Below are 24,987 nucleotides of genomic sequence, written 5' to 3'. Positions count from 1 at the left end.
ATGAATTTATCACACTTAAAAAACGGAATCCAAAATATAAAAGAAAATACACCTCAGATATACAAAGATAGTATTAATATTTCTGCTTCATTATTCTTTTTAAAAAACACGATGTATGATGAGGGGAATAAAATATTAAGTGATGTTTATAATATGAATCAAACACACTTAGATGTATTATCAACACTTTATTACTTAGGTGATGAGCAATATACATTAAGCCCAACAGAACTCTATGAGAGAATGCTTTTTTCATCAGGAGGAATGACAAAGGTTCTTAAACAATTAGAAGAAAAAGAGTATATTCAAAGAATTGAGAATAGTGTAGACAAAAGAAGTAAGCTCGTACAATTAAGTCAACTAGGAAAAGAAACAACTGTTAAAGCTTTAGGAGAGATCTTAGAATTAGAAGATACTTATTATAGTAAACTAAATAATGAAGAACAAAAAAACCTTCAAGCCTTACTAGAAAAAATGCTGTCTTAGTAAAACTCAAAAATAAAATTACTTTTCAGTTTTACTCATTAATTTATGATAGTTTTCTCCAAGTTTTGAAGCACCACCTGTATTACCTGAAACAAATGAATATACAACCAAAAAAGACAACATTAATAAAACCCACTTCATTGCATACCTTAAATAATATTTAAAATATTATTCAATAAATTGGTGTTCTTTTGGTGTTCTTTTTATAAGTTATTTAATTTTTCTTCGTATTCATCCATTAGAACATCTAATTCTAATTGTGTAGTTTCTAATAATTCAAACTTCTCTTCTACAAGTTTTTCATTTTTAGTAACTATTTGTGATAACTCAATAACTTTACTATTATCACCTGCATTTGAGGCTTGGATTAGTTCATGCTGTTCTGATTCAAGTTTATCTTCAATCTCCATGATTTCATTTTCTAACTTTTCAACTTTTTTCTTAAGAGGTGAAGTTAATTTACTTCTTTCTTGAACTAATTGGGCTCTTAGTTTTTTATTCTCTTTTTTATTTACTTTTGGAGCAGCTTTTACTTTTTCTTCAAGCTCCTCTTCTTCCCAACCAATTTTTTCTAAGAAGTCATCATAACCACCATCAAAATAATCAGCTCCACCTTTTGAGAATATAATTAATCTATCACATACTCTTCTTAATAATTCTTCGCTGTGAGTTACAACGATACAAGAACCATCAAACTTTTCAATAGCACTTGTAAGAGAATCAATAGATTCCATATCAAGGTGATTCGTAGGCTCATCTAGGAATAAAACATTTACATCCGTTGCTAGAATTTTACCAAGCATTACTCTAGATTTTTCACCACCTGAAAGCAATGATACTTTTTTCTTAATATCATCCCCACTAAACATCATAGAACCTGCAATTCCTCGAACAGTAGCTTCCCCTAGTTTTGGATTACCTACATAAATCTCATCCATGATTGTATTAGCTGGATTTAAATGATCAATATTAGTTTGTCCAAAGTGACCAAAAGTAGTGGTACCATGATAATCTACATTTCCATCTACTTGTTTTAATTCACCCGCAATTGTATTTAATAAAGTAGATTTTCCTTTACCATTTTTTCCAATGATTCCTAAAGTTTCACCTTTTTTAAGTGTAAATGAAATGTTTTCAAAAAGTATATTATCAAGACTGTATCCAAAACTTACATCTTTAACATCTAATAATACTTTTGCAGGAGTATCTTTGAAATTAAAATCAAAATCTAATGTACTATCATGAGCTAATGAAGATAAATCTTCCATTTTATCAAGCTCTTTTTGTTTTGATTGCGCTTGAGCTGCTGTTGAAGCTCTTGTCTTATTTTTAGCAATGAACTCTTCAAGTTCTTTTCTTTTTTTATCTTGTGCTATTTTTTGTTTTTCATAGTGTTCATCATTACTTTGTAATTGAGCATAGAACTTATGAGTATTTCCAGGAATAATCTCTAAGTTTCTTCTCACTAATCCCATTGTATGAGTAGTAACAGCATCCATAAAGTCTCTATCGTGAGTGATTATAATAACTTCACCTTCAAAGCTTTTAAGGAAGGATTTTAGCCATCTAAGTGATAAAATATCCAAGTAGTTTGTAGGCTCATCTAGTAATAATAAATTAGGTTCTGTTACAAGTAGTTTTGCAAGATTAATTCTAATTTGATATCCACCTGAGAAACTCATAGGATCTTTATCTAAATCCTCATGAGTAAATCCTAGTCCAAATAAAATCTTTTCAACTTTATAAACACTATATTTATCATCTTCCCCAAGGGCTAAAGCACCCTCTTCTCTTACAGTTTTCTCAGTAAAAACAAGATGCTGTTTAAGCGCTCCGATTTTATATCCCTTTGGAATATTAATCTCTCCATCATCTTGATGTTCTTCACCTAAAATGATTTTAAATAAAGTAGACTTACCACTACCATTTCTTCCTACTAAACCAATTTTATTACCTTGATTAAGTCTAAAGTTTAGGTTTGTAAAAAGTTCTTTATGTGCATAGCTTTTTGAAATATTTGAAAGTTCTATCATGTTGTTCTTTTATAATCTTTTTTATTTTAAATTTAAAAAGGATTATAAGATATTGTGGGTTATAGACTGGTTAGTTAAAGGATTTAAGATTGAGCAATAGTACCATACCAATGTTTTCCCTCATCAGTATATAAATCTATTTTATTTTCATTCTTTATTTTTCCAAATAAATAATTGCCTCTATTATCGTAAATATCAATAAATACATCATTACGAACTTTGCCATGAAAATACTGACCACTATCACTATAAAGTTCTATTTTATCATCAGCTTTAATTTTACCGCAGTAGTAGTTGTAGTTAAAGTCATATAATTCAATTTTTCTATCCATGATTTAATCCTAATTTGCAATTAATATAATATTTTTATTATTTAATAATTTTGTGGCAAATTAGTGGCAAACATAAAAAAAGGGAGAAAGAACAATAAGTTCCTCCTCCCTTTAGGCTTTAAATTACAAAAAAATTAGTGTAAGTCAGCGTTTAATTTAACTTCTCTAGTTGATCTCATAGCAATTGTTTGACCAGTTGTTGAGTTAACTCTGAAGTGTACTCCATTAACACCTAAGAAATCAGCACCTTTCATTGAAGTTGAAATTTCTTTTTCTGGGTTAATTTCTTTAATTGCAGCTACTGCTTTTTCAGATAATGCAATTTTAGTACCAGGTAAGATAGTAACACCAGCATCTAAGATACAAGAGTCACCAATAGCAGTACCAGTACAAGAGTTAGCACCTAATAAAGTGTTTTCTCCAATAGTAACAGGAACACCATCAGTACCTGAAAGAACACCTAAAATAGAAGCTCCACCACCAACATCAGAACCAGCACCAACTTTAGCAGAAGAAGAAATTCTACCTTCAACCATTACAGAACCTTCAGTTCCAGCATTGAAGTTAATGTAAGAAGCACCAGGCATTACAGTTGTACCACCAGCTAATTGTGCACCCATTCTTACTTTAGAAGTTTCTAAAATTCTAGTATTATCAGCAGGAATTACATGTCCTAAGAATCTTGGGAATTTATCTACCATATCAATTGTAGGGTATTTACCAGATAATTTTAATGTAATTTCATTTTCTCTTAACCAGTCAAGTTCAATTGGTTGATTTCCAACCCATGCAACATTGTGTAATTGACCAAAGATACCATTTAAGTTTAATGATCTTAAAGCTGCTTTTCCAGTTGATAAAGCGTATAATTTTAAGTATGAAGCTTCAACAGATTGTGCATTTTCGTCTTCAAAAATAAATACTACTTTGTAATCATTTGCAGTTAATCCTGAATCAATTGGTAAAGATGCTAATGCAGAAATTACTTGAACATTTTTGTGCGCATCACCCTTTGCTTCTGGGATGTAAGGTCTGAATGATTCAACACACTCAGCTAAGAAAGTATCAGAAATTCCACAAACTAATTCAGAACCACTTGTATCTACATTTTCTCCTGCTTTTTTAAGAGCGTTTAATAATACAGCAGCACTTCCGTAGTTTTCTTCCCAGTTAATTAATGGGTAAGTTGCTTGTAAAATTTTAGAAGAATCTAATTGTCCTCTATCTACTTTTGCAATACCGAATCCAATTGGGTTTCTATACCAATCTTGTGCTTGAATATCTTCTACTAATTTTTTAAAATCTTCTTTTGTATAAGCCATTATATCTCCTTGATTTTTTGGCATTATACAGTATAGAATACTAATTTTAGTTTAAATAAAAGTATTAAGACTTTAATCCCTTATCAAATAAACTACTAAGTTCCGTAGGAAAAGGAAATACAACAGTATTAGTTTTATCATTAGAAATATCGCTTAGTGTTTGCAAATATCTTAATTGTATTGCTTTAGGATTTTGACTAATTACTTCTGCTGCTGCTAGAATATTTTTACTAGCTTCAAGTTCACCTTTTGCATTAATAACTTTTGCACGTCTTTCTCTCTCAGCTTCTGCTTGTTTTGCAATTGCTCTAATCATACTTTCATCTAAATCAATATGTTTTATTTCTACATTTGATATTTTTATTCCCCAAATATCTGTTTGTTTATCTAAAATATCTTGTATATCAGAATTTAATCTTTCTCTCTCACTTAACATTTCATCTAGTTCATGCCCACCAAGAACCGAACGTAAGGTAGTTTGGGCTAACTGACTTGTTGCCATATGAAAATTCTCAACTTGTATAACAGCTTTTTGAGGGTCTATTACTCGAAAATAAACAACTGCATTTACATGTACAGAAACATTATCATGAGATATTACATCTTGAGTAGGAACATCTAAAACAATTGTTCTTAAATCTATTCTAACTGTTTGTTGAATTAATGGAATTATTATAATTAATCCAGGTCCTTTAACACCAGTAAAACGTCCAAGTGTAAATACAACTGCTCGTTCATATTCACGTAAAATTCTTACAGATAAGACCAATAAAACAAGAATAAAACCTAATATATATATTAAAGTAAAAGTTAATGACATCATTTTAGACTCCTTATTTTTACAATTAAACCATCTATTTTTTCTACAATTACATTTTCATTTAATGAAAAATCTTTCTCTCCGACTGCATTCCATAGTTCAGCATCAATTCTAATTTTATATGTACCATTTTTTACTTCTACAACTTTTGCTTCTCTTCCTATTAAAGTTCCAAGACCTGATACTGTTTTGTTTTTTCTAGATTTAATTAAAAATCCAAATATAAAAACAAAAAAAGCTAAACTAACTAAACTAAAAGCCATAATTAAAGGAATTGATACTCCTTCACCCAAAGTCTTTTCATCAAAAAGAAAAACAGAACCAAAAGCAAATGAAATTACACCTGCAATTCCCAAAATACCAAAACCAGAAATAAATACTTCAGCTATCATAAATGCTATACCTAAAAATATTAGCAATAATCCTACATAGTTAAATGGTAAGATATTTAAAGAATACATAGCGATTAAACCACATGTAATTCCAATTACACCAGGAAATAAAGAACCAGGATTCATCATTTCAAATAAAATGCCATACATAGCAACTATTAAAAAAATATAAGCTATATTAGGATTTGCTATTTTCATTAGAAAGCTAGTTTTCCATGATGCTGCAAAGAGTAAAATATTTGCATTAGAAGTATCAATAATAATCTCTTTCTTATTTATTAAGATCTTTTTATTATGTATTAATGTTAATAGTTCTTTAATATCATTTGCCACATAATCAATAACATTTTTTGCTAAAGCCTCTTTAGCTGAGATGCTTTTCCCTTCTTCTACTGCTTCTATTGCCCAAGGGATATTTCTATTTCTAAGCTCGGCAATACTTTTTATATATGCAATTGAATCATTTATTACTTTCTTTTCCATTGCTGTTTTATCTGTATTTTCTTTCTTATTTGTTTTTTTACCTTTTTCATCTTTTTGTGATTCCTTTGGAATACTTATTAAATTTACAGGAGTTGCAGCACCAATATTTGTGCCGGGGGACATTACAGCAATATGAGCAGCATAAGTAAGATAAGTTCCTGCACTAGCAGCTCTTGAACCCTTCGGAGAAACATATACTACAACTGGTATTTCACTATTCAAAATATCTTGAATCATTTCTCTCATAGAAGTAGCTAATCCTCCAGGAGTATTTAATTCAATTAACAATAAAGATGAATTATGTTGTTTTGTATGTTTAAAGGCGTCTTTTAAGTAAGTTGCACTTGCAGGGGAGATTGTACTATCAATTTTTATATGAGTAATTGTATTTGCATTTAGAAAAATTGAAAAGAATATCAAAAAGAGTAGATAATAAATAAGTTTCATAATAACTCCTAATTAGGATTTAGTATTCATATTATTATCTTACTCCTATTTAAAATCAAAAGCAATAAAGTAATTAAATTAGTATATAGTATCCATATCTACAGATGCCATAGGAGAAGTTACACTATGTAAGGTAGTAAGCATTGCTTTTACATTTTTAGATCTAATTACTATTTCATATCTATATTTATTTGCCATCTTAAAAATAGCACATTCTCCAAACCCAACAACTTCTATATTTTCTCTAGCTTTTAAAATAGTAATATATTTATCAAGTTCTTGTTTTACTTTAATACCATTGGCATGAGCAAAAACAATTTTTGCCATTTTAAGATATGGAGGATATAAATCTTCTCTAAATTCAAGTTCAGTTTCTAAAAAGTCTTGGTAATTTGACTCATTTAAATAGTAGTTAAAGAACTCTTCATTCTTAGTTTGAATAATTACTTCTCCATCACCTTTTCTTCCACTTCTTCCTGAGATTTGAATTAATAAAGATAAAGCCCTCTCTCTTGCTTTATATGAATTCATATTTAAAACAGAATCAATTCCAATTACAACAGCTAATTTTACATTATGGTAATCGTGACCTTTTGAAAGCATTTGAGTTCCAACTAAAATATCTATTTCACCTTTATTAAATTCATTTAAAATAGTTTTTAATTGTTTGTCCGTTCGTACTTCATCTCTATCAAATCTTTTTACTACTTTTTGAGGGAATATTTCTTTTAGTTCTTCTTCTATTTGTGCCGTACCAACTCGCAAGTTATGAATAATTCCAGTCTTACAAGAAGGACAAGTTTCAGGTATTCTTTGCGCATAACCACAGTAGTGACATTTTAAAGCTAATGAATTTTTGTGTAAACTCATAGAAACAGAACAATAAGGACACTCAACAGACTTACCACAAGAAGTACAAATTTGATATTTGAAGTTTGCTCTTGTTGGAAGAAAAACAATAACTTGATTATCTGTATCTAAAGTACTTCCAATTTTATTTACAATTTTTGAAGTAAGACATGACTCACCTTCATCAAATTCATACTGTTTAGAAGTATCATAAAAGGTTTTATCTAATCTAAAAAATGGAACTTTTGAAAAAGATCCAGCAGAAGCAGTAGCACTACCTAGAACTAATTGAATATCTAATTTCTTGGCCATATAGATACTTAAATCTTTTGTATGTAATCTTGGCTTAGAATCACTCTTATAAGACTCGTCATGCTCTTCATCTACAATAATAGCTCCTAAGTTACTATAAGGTAAAAAAAGTGCAGATCTAGCTCCTGCAATTAATTTAATACTACCTTCTTGTAAACCTTGAAGAATTGTCTCTTTTTTCTTTTTAGTAATTTTTGAATGCCATATAGCAATACTTTCACCAAAAACTTTTTCAAGTCTTTTTTGCATTTGAGGAGTAAGAGAAATCTCTGGCATTAATAAAACAGCTTGTTTTCCCTCTTTTATATGTTGCTCAATAACTTTGATATAAATCTCTGTTTTTCCTGAACCAGTGTTTGCAAAAAGCAAAGCTTGTTTTTTATTATTTAAAAAATCAAATGCTTCTTGTTGTTCTTTTGATAGATCTATATCACAATCAATTTTGATTTCATTCTCTTGTGCTTTATACTCACTATTATATGCATTATAGATACTTAATGCCTCACCTAATGAACTAACATAATATTGAGAAATAAAATTAGATACCTGAAGCATTTTATCATCATAATATTCACTTGTTATCTCTTCTATGTTTACACATTTAAAAGATGGTTTTTCAACCTCTTTAATAACAACTGCATCATTTAGATTTTTTCTTCTTTGTAGTTTAACTTGTACTTTCGTACCAATTTCTATTTGAGTTTCACTTTGATAAGTAAGATTTGCAAGTGGAGATTTTAGTAAAGCCAATTCATAATATAACACTATTGTAACTCCTGACAAATATCTTTTGGGCTTTTACACTCAAAGAATTCATCTTTAAGTGCAAATTTAATTTTTGTATCTGAATCTAAAAAAAACTCATATTTATCTGAAGATTTTTTTAACCATTTCCCTACTTGGCTACTTGATGTAGATACTATTGGAAAATCAATAACTTTTGAGAAAAGATTTTCATTATCACTCAAAGCTATTGCATCATCTAATGTATTTATTTTTTCATTTAAAGATAAAAGTACATTTTTTCTTTTTATATTTGAAATACCATTTTGAATTAGTGCTAAATCTGATTTGACTTTCGTCATATTAGAACTTTTAAAAATGTTATCGTATTTTGTAATTGCAAAGGATAAGATTATTGAGATTAATAAAACTGCAATTATCAATTCTAATAAAGTAAAAGCTTTACTCATTAAAACCTTGCTAACTTATCTGAGATTTGTTCCACATCACCTTTGAAGTTTGTATACTCTTGAGTGATTCGTATATATGCTGCTAATAAATCTTTTGTATCGTTATTTTTACCAAGTTCTAAATATTTTGTAAGATGTTCTTCCATAGTATCGTCAACATTAATAGTATAAGCCATATTGTTAATATAAAATGTGATTTCTTTATTCACTTTTTTGTGCCTTTAGTAATGTTAATGTACTATCTATTCTTAGAAACATATCTTGATTATTTCTGATTAATTCATCGTTCTCATTCTTCATAAGTTCTAAGTCTTGTTTCAAAGATTGATTCTCTAGTCTTAATCTATCGTAATCGTGTAATAATTTATCTAATTTTGTATTTAATGTCTCTATTATTTCCATAATGGAATTTTATCAAAACTTTCCTACTAAGAAAGTTTAAAGAATTGTTAATTCTCGTTTTTTTCTTCGTTTATGAAGATATTTGCAACTTGATACAACATTGCAACAGATTTTCCCCATTGTGAAAAATCCCCAGCATCATCAAGTGAGATTTCAAATTTGTCTGTAATCTTTTTGATTAATTCTTGTTCATTAACATGAAAGTTATTATCTATATGAATTAGTATCATAAGCTCTAAAAGTACGATTTTTTGGCTTTTCTTTGATTTAAAATGATTTAAAATCTCTTCTAAACAAAAACTATCCATATCGAAAGAATCAATATAATCAATTCCCATTTCTGTACAATACTCTTTTAGAATTTCTACTTCTTTATCCCCAAAGTTATTGTCAATTCTAGCTAAATAATGAGCTAACTGTAAAAATGAAAATTTTTCTTTTGTTTCTAGTTTCATTAATAACATTTATTATTTCCTATCCTAATATTTTATAAATTATAATTTTTTTTAATTAACAGTTTTTAAATGACTCAACCAGCAAGAACTGGGAAAACTGTAAGAAGCCCTGATGTGATGAACTCTATTGAAATAGAAGCAAGTATTAATCCCATTACTCTTGAGATGATATTGATACCTGTAATTCCTAATTTTTTAGAGATAAACGTAGCCATTCTAAGCATAACTAAAATATATAAAGAAATAGCAATAATAATACCACTCATAGCAATCAAATGCATAAATTCACTTGATCTTTGTGAGAAAATAATAATTGTAGATATAGCTCCTGGACCTGCAATAAGAGGAATAGCAAGAGGTACTACTGCAATTTCACTAACATTAATACTTTTTTTCTTTGCTTCTTTTAATTCGCTTTTAGTATTTTTGGCTTTTGGGATTTTAGCATTTAACATATTAATTGCCATTAATAAAAGCAAGATTCCACCTGCAATTTTGAAAGAAGAAATTGAAATACCGAAAAAAACTAGTATATACTGACCAATCCATACAGAAGTAAGTCCAGCAATACCAGCTGAGAATGCAGCTGTTTTAGCAGTATCATTTTTTTCTTGAATTGATGCGTTTGATGTAAGAGATACAAAAATGGGAATAGCAGCAAAGGGAGAGAAAATTGTAACTATCCCTATTGCTATTTGTATGTAATCTGCAAGTGCTAACAAGGTAAACCTTTTGATATATTTTTTCGTATTATATCAGAAAATTATCCTTTAATTACACTAAAGTCACATTTTATAAAATATTAAGCACCTAAGTATTTAGCTCTAATTTCATCAGAACTAATTAGATCACTTCCCTTACCTTCAAGGGCAACTTGACCGTTTTCTAAAACATAAGCATAATCAGAAACTTCTAATGCAGCAAAGGCATTTTGCTCAACTAAAAGAATTGTAATACCTTCTTCTTTTAGTCTAACTATTGTTTGAAAAAGCTCACCAATAATTTTAGGAGCTAGTCCTAATGATGGTTCATCTAACATAAGAAGTTTTGGGCTTGACATTAATGCTCTAGCAATTGCAAGCATTTGTTGTTCACCACCGCTCATTGTTCCAGCTAGTTGACCTTTTTTGGCAACTAGTCTTGGAAATAGTTTAAACATCTCTTCTTGAAGTTCTTCGTACTTTTCATCATTATTAAAAGCACCCATTCTAAGGTTCTCTTCAATTGTTAAGTTCTGAAAACATCTTCTTCCTTCTGGAACAAGTGCAATATCACTTTGAATAATCTTATGTGTTTTAAGATTTGAGATATTATTACCTTTGAAACTAATTTCTCCAGTTTTTTTAACATCATTTACAATAGATTGTAAAGTAGAAGTTTTACCAGCACCATTTGAGCCAATAAGAGAAACAATTTGTCCCTCGCCTACTTCAAAATTAACACCTCTTACAGCATTAATTAAACCGTAATATACATTTAAGTCTTTTACATTAAGCATGTTTAAAATCTCCAAGGTAAGCTTTGATTACTTCTTCATCTTTAATAGCGTCTTTAATATCACCTTCAAAGATAGTTTTTCCATAGTCTAAAACCATAACTCTATCACATAGTTTATTTACAAACTTCATATCATGTTCGATTAATAAAATTGTTACATCAAATTCATCTCTAATTTTGAAGAATAGTTCAGCTAACTCATGTGTTTCTTGTGGATTCATACCAGCTGCTGGCTCATCTAAAAGTAAAAGTTGAGGGTTTGCAGCTAAAGCACGTGCAATCTCTACTTTTCTTTGTTGACCATAAGAAAGAGAAGTTGCTAATTCATCAGCAAACTGAGCAATTCCTAAAACTTCCATAATTTCAAAAGCTCTTTGTTTTACTCTTCTCTCTTCTTTGAAGAATCTTGGTAATCTTAAAATCGCTTCAAAATATGTATAAGTAGCTTGATAATCAAATCCAATTAAAACATTATCTAAAACTGTCATAGACTTAAATAATCTAATATTTTGGAATGTTCTAGCTATTCCTCTATGTACAATTTTGTAAGGTTTAATACCATCGATTCTTTGACCATGGAATTTAATAGAACCTTCTGTTGGTTCGTAATTTCCAGTAATGATATTAAACATTGTTGTTTTACCAGCACCATTTGGACCAATAAGTCCATATATTTCTTTTGAGTTCACACTAAAAGAAGTATCCTTGATGGCTGTTACACCACCAAATTTTTTAGTTACGTTGCAAACTTCTAAAATCATTTGTTTGCCTTTTTCTTTTTAAATAAGTCTTTTAACTCTTTTTTACCCATTAATCCTTCTCTTGCGAAAAGCATAACAATAATAAGAATAAGTGAGAATACAACCATTCTCATTCCTGGAAGTGCTTCTGTTTCGTAACCTAAGATATTCATAGGTTCGTCTAAGAATCTCATCCATTCTAATCCAGCCATTACAAAAATAGTACCTAAAATAGCACCAGTTGTTGAACCTAATCCACCAAGTACAATAATAATTAGTAATTGGAATGTTAAGAAGAATGTAAATAAATCTGGCGAAATTGATGTTAATAATGCAGCTAATAATCCACCACCAACACCCTCAAAGAATGCAGATGTAGAGAATGCCAATGTTTTAATCTTAAATGTATTAACACCCATTGCAGTTGCTGCGTCTTCATCATCTCTAACAGCTTTCATTGCTCGACCAAATTTTGAATAGATAATATTTAAAATAGCCATTACAGTAAAGATAGCAACTCCACCTGTCCAATAAAGATTTGAGTACTCAGGAATATCATTAATACCTAAAGAACCGTTGGTAATCTCTGGGGAATTAATAGCAAGAATTCTAATAATAAATCCAAATCCTAAAGTAACAATAGCAAGATAATCTCCTCTTACTCTAAATACAGGGAAAGATAAAGACAATGCTAATAATGCTGAAATAGTTCCAGATAAAATTAAAGCCCATAAAAAATTAGTTTGTAATGCTAAAACCCAAGGATATGGATCTTCAATATCGTATTGATATAACATACCTTCACTATCAACAAGTAAAATAGCTGTAACATAAGCACCAATTGCCACGAACCCATTAGGTTCTAGTGAGAACTGACCAGTAACACCATTAATCAGGTTGTATGAAACTGCAAGAATAACAAAAATTGCAACATTGTTAATAATTCTTACTGTATATTCATCAAATGTAACTTGTGCGAAATGAGTAAACCAAATAGCCGTAACAATAATAGCTAGATTAATTAATCTTTGTTTTGTAAAGATTTCATTATTTGTAATATTATTCGTCATGATTAGAACCTACTCTTTTCTAAATCTTCACCCATAATTCCAGTAGGTTTAAATAAAAGTACTAAAATTAAGAAAATAAATGCGAAGGCATCTTTATATCCACCCATTTCAGGGAAGAAAGCAATTACAACAACTTCAGTAAATCCAATAATAAATCCACCTAATACAGCACCTGTAACAGAACCAATTCCACCAACAACAGCAGCAGCGAAGGCTTTAAGTCCAACTAGAACTCCCATCATAGGCTCAACTGAAGGATAATTTACTGCCCAGAAAATACCACCAATAGCAGCAAGTCCTGAACCTAATCCAAATACTAATGCAATAATAGTATTAGCATCAATACCCATAAGGTTTACAGTTTTAATATCAAATGATAAAGCTCTAATTGCCATACCATATTTTGTTTTGTATAAAACAAATAAGATACCTAATAATAAAATAAGTGTGATAATTGGAACTAAAATAGAAGCAACAGAGAAAGTAACACCTGCTACATTAAAAATATTTTCCATGTAATCTGGAACAGGAAAGGCTCTAGGAACTCCACCTGCAAATACTGTAAAGGCATTTTCTAAGAAAAATGAAATACCAATTGCAGTAATTAAAAGAGAAATTTTTGGCGCTTCTCTTAAAGGTTTGTATGCAATTTTGTCCATAAACATACCAAAAGCAGCAGATAATGTAACTGCTAATAGAACTGTAACTGGGAACGACAAGTCAAATACTGCCATAAATGTATAACCTAAAAAGGCACCAACCATCATAATATCTCCATGTGCGAAGTTAATAAGCCTCAGCACTCCATAAACCATGGTATAACCAATTGCAATTAAGGCATACATCGAACCTAAACTGAATCCATTTACCATTTGCTGCATAAACGTTAAAATATCCATCAAATCTCCTGAACTTTCTACAAAACTTAATAATTTACTTTTTTACAATAGGAAAAGTAAATCTATTGCTCTTTCTATTGCAAAAAAAAAGTCTAGCAACAACTTGCTAGACTTTTTTAAAAGAATTAAACTAACTACGGATTCACTGTCGCTTTAAAGCCAGCTTTACCATTTCTAATCTCTTTGATAACCGCAGATCTTGTTGCGTTACCTTCACTATTAATAGAGATTTTTCCAGAAACACCGTCAAAACCATTTGTTTTTTTGATTTGATCATTAATACAAATTGAGTTTGTTGGGTCTTCACATCTATTCATAGCATCAATTAAGATATTATAAGTATCAGCACCTAATGCTGTGAATGAATTCATTTCTGCTTTTCCAGTCTCTTTTTCGTGGAATTTTACGAATTCAGCTGAAGTTTGAGATGGAGGATTTGTATAGTCAAAGAAATCTGTAAACATATAACCATTTACTGAATCTCCACCTAAATCAATGAATGTTTGGTTAGCAACACCATCACCTGAGAACATTGGTTTTTTAAGACCTAATTGCTTAGATTGTCTAGCAATCATAGAAGCTTCTGGGTGGTATAAAGGCATAAACATAAAGTCAGGGTTAATTTTCTTGATTTGAGAAACTACTGCTTTGAAATCTTTATCACCTGAAGTAACTTTGATTTTCTTAACAATTTTTCCACCTTTCTTTTTAAACGCTTTTTGGAACGCTTTAGAAAGTCCAAGAGAGTAAACTTGTGCTTGGTCAATTACAACTACAGCAGTTTTGTATCCTGATTCAATAGCAAAGTTTGCAACAACTTCACCTTGAAAAGAATCTGTAAAACAAACTCTATTTGCAAAAGTTCTTCTAGCAGTTAACTTATCATTAGTAGCAACAGATGCAATAACTGGAATTTTTTTCTTATCAGCAATAGCGATAGTTTGAGCTGTATTAGTAGATGTTAATGCACCTAAAATAGCAACAACTTTATCAGAAGAGATAAGTCTTGTAGTTGCAGTTGCAGTCTCAACTTTATCACCCTTATTATCAATAAGTACAAGTTTAATTGTATCACCATTTTTTAACTTAGGTTGTTGTTTGTGTGCTAACTCTAACCCTAAGTTTGTTACTTGTCCATAAGCTGCTAAAGGACCCGACATTGGCATAACTGCACCAACTTTAATTTCTTTTGCCATAGCAACACCACACGTTAGTGCAGATGCTACTGCTAAACTTAATATTTTCTTCATTGATTCTCCTTAGTAAAACTACATTAACATAATCATATGTAAAAATTATGTAAAAATAGCTTATTTAAAACCCTTTTTACTATAAAAATTACACATTTTATTCAATTTCCCACTTTTTCCCCACTTGTATTAAATACAATAATGATTTAAAAGTTTTGTTTTCATAAGTAATTAATCAACAATTAACTCATTTCTAAACTCATTAGATACATATCATTCTATGTAATTAGAGTATAGTCTTTGAATTATTATCAATTATTTTTTATATTCTTGAATGCTGATAAAAAAGTATTTTTATACAGACTATTAGAAATAAATATACATTCTTTTATAGGCTTAAGTTTTATATAGATGTTTTTCTTATAATATCATATATTAGAATATGCATTGGCATTTTTTCTTTTTTCTTCTTTTCACTAATTGTATTATCTATTTGTTTAGTGTTCTCAGTTTTATTTAGATTTTTATCTTTGTTCATTTTTTCCCTTTTATTATTTACAATAAATACACCAAAGAAAATTAGTATAGTCCCAATACAATCTACTAAATCAATATTTTCATTAATAAAGAAGTATCCAATTATTAATGCAACTACTGGTGGTATATATGTTACAGATGAAGCTGCAACTGCACCCAACTCTTCTATTATGTAATAATATAAGATATATGCCAATCCTGTTCCTAATAAACTTAACCCTATAATCATTCCTAAAAATGTGTGAGTATCGTTCTTTATGTTAATAATTCCATTAAAATCTGTAATTAATAGAAGAGTTAATAAAGCAAATCCTAATTGATAAGTTGTTAATGCAGAAAAATGAATTTTTAAAGGTGATATAAATTTCTTTGCATAAACAAATGATGAACCAAGTATTAATGAACCAAACACAACATCAAAGATTCCTTCAATATTAGAGTTAAAAATATTATCATTAAATGGTTTTGCAATTAATACAACTCCAATTACCCCAATTAAAATACCAAATATTCTAATATTTAGTTTTTCTTCTTTAATAAAAAGAACTGCTAGAAGAAAAGCAAATAAAGGTATAGAACCACTTAATGCACCCATTACCCCAGATAAAAGAGTAGATGATGCTTTAACAAAAAAATAGTAGTAAACAGTCGTTCCCAATAATGACATCACAAAAAAATGTAAACTATATTTAAAATGATTTAAAGACATTGATTTTTTGTATAAAGAGTATGCTAAAACTGGAATAAATCCCAAAAAAACTCTTAAGAATACAATCTGTAAGGGCGAGATTAATTCAGTTGCCCATTTCATATATATAAAATTGCTACCCCATATTATACCTAGGGATATAAAAGCAATTATCGGTAATTTATTATTCATATTTTCTCCATTTGACCTCAAAGTCAAATGAATTGTAATCTATTTGACCTTAAGGTCAACTGATTCTATAAGTCCTTTAGAGAGTTAAGATAATTTTCTATTTCATCAATACATTCATTATATATATTTAAATCTTGAGATTTTTTTGCAGTAGCAACACAACCTTCCAGTGAAGCAACTAAATAAATTGATAGTCTTTTTGGATTGGGATGAGAAATTTCTTTATTCTCTATAGCTTTGACAATTGCTTCTTCTATAATATTTTCAAATCTTATATATATTTTTTCTAGCTCAACTTTAAAATCATTATCCCTATGAGATAATTCTTGTACTAAATTATTTAATCTACATCCATTACATACACCTTGACTACTACTTTTTCTAAAAACTTTTAATATTTCTTGAATATGATTCTCTTCTACTTTTAATATTACACTATATTTTTCTTCAATATAATTATTTAGATTTTCTTTTATCATTGTAAGAGTCAATTCTCTTTTTGATTTAAAATAATGATACATTGAACCTTTATTAACACCTACATCTTTTAAGATTTTATTTATTGAAGCAAATTCATATCCATTTTTATGTATTTCTTCAAATGCTTTATCTAATATTTTTTGTCTAATATCCAATTTTTACCTTTATTCATAATGTGCCAGTGAGATAATACAATAAATCTCCTTTTTTAATATTTTAAAAAAATAAGTCTTCAAGAAAAAACTTTTTATAAAAGTAGTTTTAAAAGTAGTAGAAATATTTAATTTAAAAATAAAACATACAATTGAATTAGATTTTATCTAAATTCTATATGCTCATTAAAACTAATCACTATAAAGCCTTTTTTATCTAGTATAAAAGTTTAGTAAGTTCAAAAAATATATACTACAAATAAAGTGAAGATATACTATATTTCAGAGAGATTTTTTATTATTGTTTTATTAAAAGCCCTATTTTATAGGCTTATAGCCTACTCCATCTCAAGAGACATTAAATACATGTCTTCACCGTCTATTACCTCAATATTAGTACTTTGACATGATGGGCATTGAAATTCATGCTTTTCCAAAACTGACTCATTATTACAAGATACACATTTAATAGTTATTTTTTGTATGTTTAGAATAAATTCAGCATTATGACAGACTGTTTGTTCTTTAAATGTATCAAATGCTGTTTGTAATAAGTCAGGTTCTACCCCAGATAACACACCAATCTTTACTACTACTTTTGTAACTTCCTTGGCATCATTTTCTCTTGCGTGTTGTTCACAGCTTTCAAGTAGTGATTGAACGATACTATATTCATGCATCTTGTTTTCCTTTTAATCTTTTTGGTGTATTTGTTGGTTTAGTTTTGTTTACAAAGTTTTTACGTAAGTTATGAAAAGTACTAGATGAGAGCCAAAACTCATCATACATAATAGATAGTTCTTTTTCTTTGCATGATTCCATTAACTCTTCATCATCATAAAGTTTGTCTTTTTTTGAGTCTATAAAATCTTCATACTTATCTTCATCTTCTAATAAAGCATTTGAGAAGTTTTCTAAATCTTTCATATAAGATGAGCTTTGAAATACCTCATCAATCATATTTATCTTTTTTGCTTCACTTACACTTATAGGTAAACATTCATCTAATAACTCTTGTGCTTTTTGCTCACCTACTCTTTTAGGTAAGGAATAAGTATGATATTCACTTCCTGTTAATCCCATAGTTTTATAATGTGGATTTAATACAACTCCATCACATCCTATTACATAATCACAGCTAAGTCCTAGGAATACTCCTCCAGCTCCTGCATTTTTAGCAAAAGAAGCAATTGTAATAATATCTTCACTTAATAATACAGACTTAACCACATCATTCATAGCATTTATATTACTCCAACCATCTTCCCCTTGTTTTTTACTATCTTCTAAAATATTTAGATGAATACCGTTCGAGAAGAAATCATCTCCACCCATGAGAACTAATACTTTACACTCATCTTTTAGAAAGTCAACTGCATATTTTAATCGCAGAGCTTGAGCTGAACTCATAGCTCCATTATAAAAGTTGAAATATAGATATGTAACCTCATCTTTTTGAACCATTGATATTTCATGATATGTTTGCATTTTATAATCTACAATCAAAGGAAGTCTATTCTCAGCTATTCCTTTGATTTTGTTCTTTAATACATATGTAGCAGGAAGTTTAAACTTTCCTACTTCTTTTATATGAGATATCCAAAGTGCTCCATCTATTGTACCAATACAAATAGCGCCATCTCTTTTAGCTAATATCTCTTTTGGTTCACCTTTGAAACTCTCTTCATAAGATGCACCATATAAATAACACTCTATTCCAAGTAGGTTTTCTTTTACACCCGGATGTGAGTCAGACATGTTTATTTTTTTGATTATCTCTTTTGTAGTGTCGTTATTCCAATCTATGATTCTTTTATCCATAGTTATTGGAATATGAATATCATTTTGTATTTGTTTTGTAGGAATAAAATCTTTGTTTTGATAGTTTTCTAAGAACTCTTCTAAGGCTTCTAAACTAGCTTTATTTACTTCATTTCGATATATCGAAGCTTTAGAAGATATTCTCATAGGAAAATTTGCTTGTGCGTAAATATCTCCTGCATCTAATTTATGGTCTGCTTTTAGTATTACTACACCCCATTGTTTTACCTCATCATTAATAGCATGGTCTAGGGAGTTATGACCTCTATCTCCAATGATTCCCGGGTGTAGTATAAAACTATCGTAGTTTTCAAAAATCTCACAAGGAAGATACTCTTTTAAAAATGGACATAAAACAATATCAGGATTTAAACTCTGTACCTCTTCTATCATAAGCTCACTTGAGATTGCAAACTTAACACTAATTTCATGATTAAGTTCTCTTAACTTACAATATACACTTTGCGATAAAGAGTTAAAACTTGATATTATTAAAAGTATCTTCATATATAACTACTAACAGATTCTTGGTAATAACTCACCAGTTGGTAACTCTAAAAATCTTTTTGTTCCCCAAGGGCTATGTAGTACTACTCTTTTTTCATAAGCTTGACTTACACTTCCTATAATAGATGCATTTTTACTATTATCAAATTGAGCTAATACATCTAAGACTTTTTGTGCTTCTTCTTTTGGTAAAGCTAATACAAATGTACCTTCATTTGCTAAACTCATTGCTTCAAAACCTAGTAGTTCACAAATACCTTTTACTTCATCAGCTACAGGCACTTTTTCTTCTTGTACTTCTATACATACATTTGATTGATTTGCCCATTCATTTAAAACAGCACTTACTCCACCTCTTGTAGCATCTCTTAAAGCTGTGATTTTAATACCTGCATCAAGTAAAGCTTTTACTTGTATCCATAATGAAGCACAGTCACTTTGAAGGTCAGTGTTTATATCCATTCCCTCACGTGCTGCGAAAATTGTAGCTCCGTGTGCTCCAACATCACGGCTTACAATAATTACATCATCTTCACTTATAGCATTTGAGCTAATACCTTTTTGTTGCACTTCTCCAATACCAGTAGTATTAATAAAAATCTTATCAACACTTCCTTTAGGAACTACCTTTGTATCACCACTTACAACTATTGCATCGTTTTTGGCTAACTCTTCTTTCATAGAACGTACAATCTTCTCTAGGCTTTTAATCTCAAAACCTTCTTCAATGATAACTGAACAAGTCAAGTACTTTGGTTTTGCACCCATCATTGCTAAATCATTACAAGTTCCACAAACTGCAAGTTTACCAATATCAGCCCCATTGAAAAATAGTGGACTTACGGTAAAGGAATCAGTTGTAAAAGCAAGACTACCATCTTGAATAATAGCTGCATCTTCACTTTTGTTTAAAATATCATTTTTAAATGCTCTATAAAAAACTTTTGAGATTAACTCTTGGTTTTCTGCTCCACCGTTTCCGTGAGCGAGTGTAACTGTTTTCATATTTCTCTCTTTTAAATATCTAAGATTGTTAGTAAGGATTAGATTTTTAGTAAAAATCAAGGCGGAAAGTAAAATTTAGATAGGAGCTTACTTTTAGTAAGTGAGTAACTAAATTTTTCTTTTCAACGCAGAGTTTTGCAAAAAGCTGATACTTAATAACTATTTTAATAGGTTTCCGTACTTGTAATACGCCGCACATGCACCCTCGCTACTTACCATACAAGACCCAATTGGTTTAGTTGGTTTACAGGCAGTTCCAAATACTGTACAATCAGGTGGATTTGCTATACCTCGCAGAATATCTCCACAAATACATAATTTATGATCTTCTATCTCTTCTATAGGAAGAACGTCTTTATATATTTCTTTTGCATTGTATTTATTGTATTCGTCTTTTAGCTCTAATCCACTTGTTGGAATATTTCCTAAACCTCTCCATTTGAACATTACTTTTTTAAAGTATTTATCCATCATTTCTTGGGCTCTTTTATTTCCATCATATGAAACTAGTCTTTTATACTCTATTTCTAACTCACATCTATTCTCAATAAACTGCTTAACTAACATAGAAATTGCTTGCATTACATCTACTGGTTCAAAACCTGCAACTACTACTGGTCTTTTATAATGCTCTGGAAATTGCTCATAGATTTTACTTCCACTAATTACAGATACATGAGAAGGGCCTAAGAAAGCATCGATTCTATTATTGTATGAATCTACATGTTCATCTCTACTATCAATTAGTTCTTTCATTACTTCTGGAACTGTTACATGATTGATATGGAAATATACATTATTTATTTCTTGTTTTACTACAGCTTCTAATAATGAACATGTCATTGGTGTAGTTGTTTCAAATCCAATTGCAAAGAAGATTACTTTTTTGCTAGGATTTTCTTTGGCTATTTTGATACAGTCAAGTGGCGAGTATACAAATCTTACATCAGCACCTTTCGCCCTAGCGTCTTGTAAACTTCCTTTAGATCCCGGAACTTTTATCATATCCCCTAAAGTTACTAGAATTACATCTTCTTGTAATGATAAGATATATGCACTATCAATTCTCTCTTTTGGCATGATACATACAGGACATCCCGGTCCATGGATAAAGTTGATATTATCAGGTAATAATTGAGGAATACCATATTTCATAATAGTATGAGTGTGACCACCACATACTTCCATGATATTAATAGTTTTTCCTAATTTCTTAGCATCTTCTTCTATGATTTTTGCAAAAGCTTTAATAGTATCTGCATCTCTAAAACCATCATAAAGATCTTTTAGTTCTAATTCATCATTCATATTAAACCTTTATCTATTTGGGCAGTTTTCAGATTCAGCGATGGCAGCTAACCTATCCTCTTCTTCCATTTTGTCTATGATTTCCCTATAGACTTTTAGTGATTCCATTGCATCTTCTTCATCGATTTTATTCATAGCAAAACCAATGTGTAATAGAACATAATCCCCAACAACTACATCTTGGTCAATTAAGTCTAAAGAAGCACCTCTTTCAACTCCCATAGTATCAACTATACAAGTGTTCATTTCACTATCTATACTTTTAATTTTTGATGGTATTGATAAACACATATTTCTATCTCATCTTTCTTTTGAATTCAATCCAGTCAATTACTCTTTGTAAAGACTCTTTATCTTTGATATTTACTTCTAAGATATCTACATTTGGTTTTAGTTTTCTAGCATCTGCTTTTTCATTTTCAATGTTGTATTCAAAATGAGGTAATAAATCTGTTTTAGTAATAAGAATTAAGTCAGCAGCTCTAAACATTACTGGGTATTTAGCAATCTTATCTTCACCTTCAGGTACTGATACTAATACAATGTTTAAGTGAGTTCCAACATCATAAGAAGCAGGACATACTAAGTTTCCTACATTTTCAACAAAACATACATCTAAATTATCAAGCTTGATATCATGTAAACCTTTGTGAACCATAAACGCATCCAAGTGACAAGCAGATCCAGTTTGTATTTGAACTGCTTCAATACCTTTGGCTTTTAATCTATCCGCATCTCTTGAAGTTTCTAAATCTCCCTCAACTACTGAGAAATTAAAATCAACCATATCAGCTATATTTTCTAAAAGTGTTGTTTTTCCACTTCCCGGACTAGACATTAGATTTATTCCTAAAACTCCATGATTATCAAAGTGAGCTCTATTATGAGAAGCTTCATGGTCATTCTTATCTAAAATCTTTTTTATAACTGAAATAGTCTTTGTATCATTTAACTGTGGATTATGATGTAATGTATCATGTGCAGCTTGGTGGCTTGCACTGTCATTTCCATGTGAATGATCGTGAGTGTGTTCATGACTATGGTCATGGTCGTGTGAGTGATGGTGATCTGTTATGCTACATCCGCAATCTGTACACATATATATTCCTTTTTATTTATATTCTTTATATTGTGAATATTCATTCATTTTTAAAAGTTTAGCTCAAAAAATATAAATCTATTCTAATTTTTTTCATCTCTTATGTACTTTTTGAACAAAGTTCAAAATATTATATTGCTTTATAAATATTATTTTTTAGAAAATAAAAATTATTAGCTAGTAAACTTTAAATTATTAAATTAATTAATTTTTTTAAGAGTATTATTAAATTCAGTTTTATTTAAGTTTTAAAGGAGTAAATTATCAGGCTATATACTATAAGGAGCTTATATGCTTAAAAATATGTCAACTAAGGGTAAATTATTATTTCTACCTATACTATTTACCTTAACAGTTATTATTTCTTCAGTTATTTTTGATTATTTTAACACAAAATCAGAAAAAAGAACAGAGATTTCTTTAAAAACTGAAGTTTTTATTCAACAAGTTTTAAAAGGTAGGATTTCAGTATACCAATTTCTTAGAAATCCAAATAATACAACTGCTACAAAGGTTAGGAATGATTTTGATAAATTAAATAAATCTGTTTTATCATTAAAACCAAAACTTCATGAAAAGAAAAATATTACATATGCAGATAATATTTTGAATTTATCAAAAGAATATATTCATAGTTTTGACAAATTCTCTTCAAAAAGAATTAAAGAGTTTAATCAAGGTATTAAAAAAGAAGGTCAAGAAGTAACAAAAATCATTAAACAAATGGTATTAATAGGACTTGAACTTGAAAGAGAACTTGATGAGATAAATAAGAATGCTTCAATACAAAAAGAAAAAGCACAAAATACTATGAAAAATGTATTAATCTCTATTGCTATTCTTGCAGTACTTTTCTTTGTGATAATTTCAGTACTACTATCAAATCAAATTATCAATTCTTTAAAAAACTTCCAAAAAGGATTATTGAGTTTCTTTGCCTATGTAAATAAAGAAAGTACAAACATAGAGACACTAGAAGATAACTCAAATGATGAGTTTGGAGATATGGCAAAAATAGTAAATAAAAATATTTTAAAAACTAAACAAGCTATAGATTCTGACAACCTATTTTTATCAGAAATCAATGAAGTAGTTCAAAAAATTGAAGATGGTTTCTTAGACAAAAGATTAACACATGAGGCAGAGTCTGAAAACCTAGAAAGTTTAAGAGGTCATATTAATGATATGCTGATGAGTTTACAACTAAGAGTTTGTACAAATATCAATGATATATCATTTGCTCTTGAGCGATATGCAAACTTAGACTTTACACATAGAATCAAAGGTTGTAATAGTGGTGTTACTGTAGGATTAAATAACTTAGCTGATATTATTAATGATATGTTAGTTGAAAATAAATCAAATGGTTTAACACTAGATGAAAGTAGTGTTGTACTATTAAAGAATGTAGATACTCTAAATAAAAATTCAAATGAAGCAGCAGCAGCGTTAGAAGAAACAGCCGCAGCAATTGAACAAATCACAAGTAATATTTCTAATAATACTAATAATATTGTACAAATGTCTCAATTAGCTTCAAGTGTAACAAACTCAGCTTCTTCTGGAGAAAGATTAGCTAATCAAACAACAGATGCTATGAATGAAATAGATAATGAAGTAAATGCAATTAATGAAGCTATTACTGTTATTGACCAAATTGCCTTCCAAACAAATATTCTTTCATTAAATGCAGCCGTTGAAGCAGCAACAGCAGGTGAAGCTGGTAAAGGTTTCGCAGTAGTTGCACAAGAGGTGCGAAATCTTGCATCAAGATCAGCAGAAGCGGCTAAAGAGATTAAAGATTTAGTAGAGAGTGCTACAAGAAAAGCTGACCAAGGTAAAAAAATATCTGATGATATGATTAGTGGATATAAAGACCTAAATGAAAACATCACAAAAACAATAGACTTAATCAAAGATGTTGAATCATCAAGTAAAGAGCAGTTATCTGGAATTGAACAAATTAATGATGCTGTAAATTCATTAGATAGACAAACTCAAGAAAATGCAAGAATAGCAAATCAAACTTATGATGTAGCAGTACAAACAGATACTATTGCAAAACTAGTAGTTTCAAATGCAAACTCTAAAGAGTTCATAGGAAAAGATGAAGTTAAAGCAAAAGTTATTGAAAAAAAAGTAGAAGAAAATACAACAGCTATAAAAACTGAGAGAAAAGTAATAGAAAAAAATACTCCAAATCGTGAAGCAAAACAAAAAGAGTTTGTACAAAATAACAATGATGAAGATGAATGGGCAAGTTTTTAAAACTTGCT

27 protein-coding genes are annotated in these 24,987 nt (G+C 29.4%); 2 read left to right on the top strand and 25 right to left on the bottom strand.

Translation table 11 applies throughout. From position 1 onward, the window contains the following. A complete protein-coding gene (locus ALEK_RS07765) occupies positions 1–486 on the top strand; it encodes a MarR family winged helix-turn-helix transcriptional regulator (RefSeq protein WP_071625729.1) in 486 nt (161 codons plus the stop codon). A gap of 18 nt (positions 487–504) precedes the next feature. Here ALEK_RS07765 and ALEK_RS17650 read toward each other — a convergent pair whose 3' ends face one another. The 25 genes from ALEK_RS17650 to hypB all read right to left on the bottom strand — a co-directional run bounded on the left by ALEK_RS17650 (position 505) and on the right by hypB (position 22,711). Further along, on the bottom strand, positions 505–627 hold the full coding sequence (locus tag ALEK_RS17650; protein WP_265734111.1) for a hypothetical protein: 123 nt from the start codon (positions 625–627) through the stop codon (positions 505–507). A gap of 62 nt (positions 628–689) precedes the next feature. Continuing rightward, positions 690–2,519 (bottom strand): ABC-F family ATP-binding cassette domain-containing protein, encoded by a 1,830-nt coding sequence (locus ALEK_RS07760; protein WP_071625730.1) that lies wholly within the window; start codon positions 2,517–2,519, stop codon positions 690–692. Between the two features lie 83 nt (positions 2,520–2,602). Further along, a complete protein-coding gene (locus ALEK_RS07755) occupies positions 2,603–2,851 on the bottom strand; it encodes a hypothetical protein (protein WP_071625731.1) in 249 nt (82 codons plus the stop codon). 134 nt (positions 2,852–2,985) lie between these two features. Further along, positions 2,986–4,173, bottom strand: coding sequence for a tetrahydrodipicolinate N-succinyltransferase N-terminal domain-containing protein (locus tag ALEK_RS07750; RefSeq protein ID WP_071625732.1), 1,188 nt, complete (start codon positions 4,171–4,173; stop codon positions 2,986–2,988). 64 nt (positions 4,174–4,237) lie between these two features. Then, the gene (locus ALEK_RS07745; RefSeq protein WP_071625733.1) at positions 4,238–4,996 is read right to left on the bottom strand and encodes a slipin family protein; all 759 of its coding nucleotides are present in this window, start codon (positions 4,994–4,996) and stop codon (positions 4,238–4,240) included. Then, positions 4,993–6,315 (bottom strand): NfeD family protein, encoded by a 1,323-nt coding sequence (locus ALEK_RS07740; protein ID WP_071625734.1) that lies wholly within the window; start codon positions 6,313–6,315, stop codon positions 4,993–4,995. The genes ALEK_RS07745 and ALEK_RS07740 overlap by 4 nt, the downstream gene beginning before the upstream one ends. Before the next feature lie 78 nt (positions 6,316–6,393). Continuing rightward, positions 6,394–8,241, bottom strand: a complete 1,848-nt coding sequence (locus ALEK_RS07735; protein WP_071625735.1) for a primosomal protein N' — start codon at positions 8,239–8,241, stop codon at positions 6,394–6,396. Beyond that, positions 8,241–8,669: a type II secretion system protein gene (locus ALEK_RS07730; RefSeq protein ID WP_071625736.1), complete on the bottom strand. Its 429-nt coding sequence runs from the start codon at positions 8,667–8,669 to the stop codon at positions 8,241–8,243. The genes ALEK_RS07735 and ALEK_RS07730 overlap by 1 nt, the downstream gene beginning before the upstream one ends. Beyond that, complete coding sequence (locus ALEK_RS07725) at positions 8,669–8,878, bottom strand: hypothetical protein (protein WP_071625737.1); 210 nt, start codon at positions 8,876–8,878, stop codon at positions 8,669–8,671. The genes ALEK_RS07730 and ALEK_RS07725 overlap by 1 nt, the downstream gene beginning before the upstream one ends. Then, the gene (locus tag ALEK_RS07720) at positions 8,871–9,071 is read right to left on the bottom strand and encodes a hypothetical protein (protein WP_071625738.1); all 201 of its coding nucleotides are present in this window, start codon (positions 9,069–9,071) and stop codon (positions 8,871–8,873) included. Before ALEK_RS07720 ends, ALEK_RS07725 begins: the two co-directional genes overlap by 8 nt. Positions 9,072–9,118: 47 nt before the next feature. Next, positions 9,119–9,535: a hypothetical protein gene (locus ALEK_RS07715; RefSeq protein ID WP_071625739.1), complete on the bottom strand. Its 417-nt coding sequence runs from the start codon at positions 9,533–9,535 to the stop codon at positions 9,119–9,121. Between the two features lie 65 nt (positions 9,536–9,600). Continuing rightward, positions 9,601–10,248: a MarC family protein gene (locus ALEK_RS07710; protein ID WP_071625740.1), complete on the bottom strand. Its 648-nt coding sequence runs from the start codon at positions 10,246–10,248 to the stop codon at positions 9,601–9,603. 80 nt (positions 10,249–10,328) lie between these two features. Continuing rightward, on the bottom strand, positions 10,329–11,024 hold the full coding sequence (locus ALEK_RS07705) for an ABC transporter ATP-binding protein (protein ID WP_071625741.1): 696 nt from the start codon (positions 11,022–11,024) through the stop codon (positions 10,329–10,331). Next, positions 11,017–11,784, bottom strand: a complete 768-nt coding sequence (locus ALEK_RS07700) for an ABC transporter ATP-binding protein (protein WP_071625742.1) — start codon at positions 11,782–11,784, stop codon at positions 11,017–11,019. Before ALEK_RS07700 ends, ALEK_RS07705 begins: the two co-directional genes overlap by 8 nt. Then, the gene (locus ALEK_RS07695; protein ID WP_407983841.1) at positions 11,781–12,806 is read right to left on the bottom strand and encodes a branched-chain amino acid ABC transporter permease; all 1,026 of its coding nucleotides are present in this window, start codon (positions 12,804–12,806) and stop codon (positions 11,781–11,783) included. The genes ALEK_RS07700 and ALEK_RS07695 overlap by 4 nt, the downstream gene beginning before the upstream one ends. 29 nt (positions 12,807–12,835) lie before the next feature. Next, entirely contained in the window at positions 12,836–13,732 is an 897-nt protein-coding gene (locus tag ALEK_RS07690; protein ID WP_071625744.1) for a branched-chain amino acid ABC transporter permease, read from the bottom strand. 134 nt (positions 13,733–13,866) lie between these two features. Further along, on the bottom strand, positions 13,867–14,982 hold the full coding sequence (locus ALEK_RS07685; protein ID WP_071625745.1) for an ABC transporter substrate-binding protein: 1,116 nt from the start codon (positions 14,980–14,982) through the stop codon (positions 13,867–13,869). A gap of 343 nt (positions 14,983–15,325) precedes the next feature. After that, the gene (locus ALEK_RS07680) at positions 15,326–16,339 is read right to left on the bottom strand and encodes a DMT family transporter (protein ID WP_071625746.1); all 1,014 of its coding nucleotides are present in this window, start codon (positions 16,337–16,339) and stop codon (positions 15,326–15,328) included. Positions 16,340–16,404: 65 nt separating this feature from the next. Further along, positions 16,405–16,974 carry a TetR/AcrR family transcriptional regulator gene (locus ALEK_RS07675; protein WP_071625747.1) on the bottom strand — a complete coding sequence of 190 codons (570 nt, stop codon included), beginning with the start codon at positions 16,972–16,974 and terminating at the stop codon, positions 16,405–16,407. 335 nt (positions 16,975–17,309) lie between these two features. Continuing rightward, complete coding sequence (hypA, locus tag ALEK_RS07670) at positions 17,310–17,651, bottom strand: hydrogenase/urease nickel incorporation protein HypA (protein WP_071625748.1); 342 nt, start codon at positions 17,649–17,651, stop codon at positions 17,310–17,312. After that, positions 17,644–19,299, bottom strand: a complete 1,656-nt coding sequence (locus tag ALEK_RS07665; protein ID WP_071625749.1) for a hydrogenase maturation protein — start codon at positions 19,297–19,299, stop codon at positions 17,644–17,646. The genes hypA and ALEK_RS07665 overlap by 8 nt, the downstream gene beginning before the upstream one ends. Positions 19,300–19,308: 9 nt before the next feature. Further along, a complete protein-coding gene (hypE, locus tag ALEK_RS07660) occupies positions 19,309–20,304 on the bottom strand; it encodes a hydrogenase expression/formation protein HypE (RefSeq protein ID WP_071625750.1) in 996 nt (331 codons plus the stop codon). 159 nt (positions 20,305–20,463) lie between these two features. Then, positions 20,464–21,612, bottom strand: a complete 1,149-nt coding sequence (hypD, locus tag ALEK_RS07655; RefSeq protein WP_071625751.1) for a hydrogenase formation protein HypD — start codon at positions 21,610–21,612, stop codon at positions 20,464–20,466. A 9-nt stretch (positions 21,613–21,621) separates the two neighbouring features. Continuing rightward, complete coding sequence (locus tag ALEK_RS07650) at positions 21,622–21,903, bottom strand: HypC/HybG/HupF family hydrogenase formation chaperone (protein WP_071625752.1); 282 nt, start codon at positions 21,901–21,903, stop codon at positions 21,622–21,624. Positions 21,904–21,907: 4 nt separating this feature from the next. Then, positions 21,908–22,711: a hydrogenase nickel incorporation protein HypB gene (gene hypB, locus ALEK_RS07645; protein ID WP_071625753.1), complete on the bottom strand. Its 804-nt coding sequence runs from the start codon at positions 22,709–22,711 to the stop codon at positions 21,908–21,910. A 291-nt stretch (positions 22,712–23,002) separates the two neighbouring features. On the opposite strand from hypB, the gene ALEK_RS07640 reads away from it, so the two are divergent. Next, entirely contained in the window at positions 23,003–24,979 is a 1,977-nt protein-coding gene (locus ALEK_RS07640) for a methyl-accepting chemotaxis protein (protein ID WP_071625754.1), read from the top strand. The last annotated feature ends 8 nt before the right edge of the window (positions 24,980–24,987 follow it).

The sequence above is a fragment of the Poseidonibacter lekithochrous genome, from assembly GCF_013283835.1.
In the GTDB taxonomy this organism is placed as follows: domain Bacteria; phylum Campylobacterota; class Campylobacteria; order Campylobacterales; family Arcobacteraceae; genus Poseidonibacter; species Poseidonibacter lekithochrous.
This window is presented reverse-complemented; position numbering and strand designations above follow the sequence as displayed.